The organism is Halochromatium sp. NSM3, from assembly GCF_059621085.1.
This window is the reverse complement of sequence record NZ_JCAQIA010000078.1, coordinates 1-3,238: the sequence shown is the minus strand read 5'-3', so window position 1 is coordinate 3,238 and position 3,238 is coordinate 1. Positions and strand designations below refer to the sequence as shown.

Sequence of the window (3,238 nt, the reverse complement as noted above, 5' to 3'; positions counted from 1 at the left end):
TCAACGGAGAGCGAATGACCGAATGAACACCTTTGCGTATGAAATTCGGAGCAGTAGCCAAGATCCTTCCAAGCGGTGATGCCGCCCGGCGCGCGATAGACGTTGGTGTAGCCCAGCTCCTTGGCCCAGAGCGCGGCATTATGCGAGCGACCGCACTTGGTGAAGCCGCAGTAGATGACGATCTTCTTGTCCAGGTCCTCGCCAAGCACGGCGCGATAGTCGTCTTGGGTCGGCGAGCCATCGGTGACATCCTCTTCCCAGGTGCCAACGTGGTTGGACTGGAAGCCGAAATGCTTGGCACCGTCGACATAGGCCATCTCGAACTCCCAGCGTGGATGGGCATCAATCAGCACGAAGTCCTCGCCACTATCTAACATCTGCTTGACCTCTTCCATGGTCACTTACCCATTTCGTGGTTATTGCGACTCAAGCTGCAGGTAGGTTTCATTGACATTGCGCTTGTGCCAGCTGTCAAAGTGCTGCAGATGCTCGAAGGCCGGGGCGTCGGCGAGCGCCGTGACGGCTTCGTCGATCGGCTGCCAATCGGCCAGCGCGGTCTCGACTCGGGTGACCAGACAGTCGAGATAATCGCCGGTGTCGGCCTTGGCCTTGGCCAGGTCGGCCGGCTCGCCGTGGCCCGGCACGATCACCCGCAGTGCCAGCGCCTCCATGGTCTGAAAGCTCTCACGCCAGTCTGGCATGGCGCTGTGCGGCCAGACGCCCAGGATGCGGTCGAGATAGACCAGATCACCGGCGAAGAGCACGCCGGATGCCGGTAGCCAGAGCACCGCTCAGTGGTCCGAAGGCATAGACCGCACCGCTGTCGACCAAGACGACACCGTCGTTCGTGACGATGAAGCCGAGGTTGGCGTTGAGTGCGTAGTTTTCCCGAGTCCGAGGACCGGTCTCTCCGACCAGTGCATAAATATCCTCGGCTACCGGGACCGTGCGCGCGACGGTGGTCACAGCTGGCGACGGGTCGGCGGTCGAGGTCTCTGGCGTCGATTCTGCCGCGAACCCATCACCAACCACGAACAAGAAGAGCCCGGTCAGCAGCGAACTCATCGGCGTCCAGCCTCCGGACAAACGGAGGCGAGACGGGATCTCACTCATCTGGATCACAGCCATCGTGAGGCCTCCGGATTAGAGTGCGAAATCGCCGCTGAGTGGTTCCGGCCCTTCCACCACTGGCAGCGTCAGCTCATTACCCCAGTGTGACCAGCCGCCGTTGTAGAGACGCACATCGTCGTATCCCAGATGCTTGAGCTGCAGATAGGCGAGGCCCATGCGGAAACCGTCGTGGCAGTAAACGTAGATGCGCTTGTCCTTTGGCAGTTGGGCGTACAAGGTGGTGAGCGTCTGATCATTACGCCATTTACCGGTCGAGCCATCGGTCCCATCGAGGCTGACGATATTCACCGCACCGGGAATATGCCCTCCCATGATGGAGTGGCGAATGACCTCGCCGGTATACATGTCGTTGGGACGGGCATCGAGCAGTACCACGTCTGGGTCTCGCCGTGACACAACATCATCATACACATCGGTCCACTCGACGAAGAGGTCCGGGTTGGCCTCCTTGAGCGTCACCGTGCCTGGCTCGCGTGGCTCGGCCGGCTCCTTGCTCAGCGCGTTGAAGACCGTCCACTCAAGGGTGCCGCCGTTCAGGATCTTGACCTGATCCATGTTGAAACCATAGAGATCGAGCAGGTAGTAGAGCCGCGAGACCAACGCGGTACTGGAGTCGTCGTAGAGCACCAGCGTCGAGTCGTCATTGACCCCCCAGCCCCGCAGCGTCTCTTGGAACACCTCGCGCGATGGGAAGCGCATGATCGGACTGGCCTGGTTGTCGCCCAAGTCCTTGAAGCGCTGCACCTGCACGGCGCCGGGGATGTGCCCGACGGTGAAATAGCGATGCGGGTGATAACGCACCTCGAGCACGATGACGTCTTCATCATCGATCTGGTCGGCCAGCCAATCAGCGTCGACCAAAAAGTCTGGAGCGGCCTGGGCATGCAATGGCAGCCAAAGCGCCGCCAGCAAAATCAGCAGGTAAAGGGACCGGGTCATGCGTTGTACTGGATGCAACATGGGACATTTCTCGATTGCGAATCACTAGGAATGGAATATAACCGTCGAACCGGCCTGCTGACGCCGATTCCGGCGCGCTGAGGGCGGGTTGCTCAGCCCGCACTCCGGCGCCGCTGGGCGCGCGCCGAGACGACACGCGCCACGGCTTTGTCCAACTCCACGATCAACAACACCGCTATACCGATGCCCAGCGGCAGTAGCCACTCTTGCGGTTGCGGCGCGGCGGTGTGGAACCAGAGGTGCATGAAGGGGGCATAGACGAACAATGCCTGCAGCAACAGCATGACCGCGATCGCGATCCAGACCGCCGGATTGGTCAGCCAGAAACGCAACCGTAGTCCGGACTCGAGCAGGAAGCGGCTGTTGAGCAGGTAGAAGATCTGCCCCACCACCAGGGTATTCACCGCCATGGTCTGGGCCACCGCCAGCCCTTGTCCGCTGTCCATCTCGTGCAGAAAGATGAGGATGGTGGCGACGCCGATGATCAGTGACACCAGCAGGATGCGCCACAGTGCATAAGCGCCAAGGATGGGGGCATCCGGGCGGCGCGGCGGGCGGCGCATGACGCCGGGCTCGGCGGGCTCGAACGCCAGCGCCAGCGCCAACGTCACCGAGGTGATCATATTGCGCCCCGGAGATGGCGCTGCGGTGTTCGCCGATGCCCATCTCGCGGCCGATAGCGCTGGCGGTGCCGAGATGATCGCCGGTGATCATCTTGACGCCGATGCCGGCCGAGTGACAGGTGGCGATGGCCTCGATGGCCTCCGGACGCGGCGGGTCGATGATGCCGACCAGGCCGAGGAAGATCAGCTCGGCGTCGAGGTCGGCGAGCTGCAGATCGGTCTTGTCGGCGTCGCTCGCACGCGCAGCGGCGGCCAACACGCGCAGACCCTTGGCGCTGAGGCGCTCGACTTCGCCTTCCCAGAAAGCGCGCTCGAGCGGTTCAGGTTGACCGTCGGCGCCGCGCTGATGCGTACAGCGATCGAGCAGGCGATCGGGTGCGCCCTTCATCAGGATGCGCGTGCCCTGCGCTTGCTCCTGTCCCTTTCCCTGTCCCGGCGTTGGCAACTGCTCAAGCGTAGCCATGAACTTACCTGATTAGCAAGCTTCTTCAGCCAGACGAAGCCAGCGCGCAGGACGCGGCCCG

Annotated in this window: 5 protein-coding genes and 1 pseudogene; all 6 read right to left on the bottom strand. The window is 62.2% G+C overall.

Features of this window, described 5'->3' with window-relative positions; translation table 11 throughout:
* Positions 1-377 (bottom strand): rhodanese-like domain-containing protein (locus AC54T3_RS17295; RefSeq protein ID WP_496626552.1); only part of this gene is annotated, 377 nt, incomplete at its 3' end.
* Between the two features lie 39 nt (positions 378-416).
* Positions 417-788, bottom strand: a complete 372-nt coding sequence (locus AC54T3_RS17290; RefSeq protein ID WP_496626551.1) for a hypothetical protein — start codon at positions 786-788, stop codon at positions 417-419.
* The gene (locus AC54T3_RS17285; protein ID WP_496626550.1) at positions 748-1,065 is read right to left on the bottom strand and encodes a hypothetical protein; all 318 of its coding nucleotides are present in this window, start codon (positions 1,063-1,065) and stop codon (positions 748-750) included. The genes AC54T3_RS17290 and AC54T3_RS17285 overlap by 41 nt, the downstream gene beginning before the upstream one ends.
* Before the next feature lie 78 nt (positions 1,066-1,143).
* Positions 1,144-2,070, bottom strand: a complete 927-nt coding sequence (locus AC54T3_RS17280) for a sulfurtransferase (protein WP_496626549.1) — start codon at positions 2,068-2,070, stop codon at positions 1,144-1,146.
* A 113-nt stretch (positions 2,071-2,183) separates the two neighbouring features.
* Positions 2,184-2,714, bottom strand: coding sequence for a cation transporting ATPase C-terminal domain-containing protein (locus tag AC54T3_RS17275; protein ID WP_496626548.1), 531 nt, complete (start codon positions 2,712-2,714; stop codon positions 2,184-2,186).
* A gap of 49 nt (positions 2,715-2,763) precedes the next feature.
* Positions 2,764-3,177 (bottom strand): annotated as a pseudogene (locus AC54T3_RS17270) (carbonate dehydratase); the annotation flags it as partial.
* Between the last annotated feature and the right edge of the window lie 61 nt (positions 3,178-3,238).

What these genes read in the sequence shown, in the direction of transcription:
- AC54T3_RS17285 (WP_496626550.1), bottom strand. Translation starts at nt 1,065, where the DNA reads ATGAGTTCGCTGCTGACCGGGCTCTTCTTGTTCGTGGTTGGTGATGGG.
- AC54T3_RS17275 (WP_496626548.1), bottom strand. Translation starts at nt 2,714, where the DNA reads ATGATCACCTCGGTGACGTTGGCGCTGGCGCTGGCGTTCGAGCCCGCC.
- AC54T3_RS17280 (WP_496626549.1), bottom strand. Translation starts at nt 2,070, where the DNA reads ATGACCCGGTCCCTTTACCTGCTGATTTTGCTGGCGGCGCTTTGGCTG.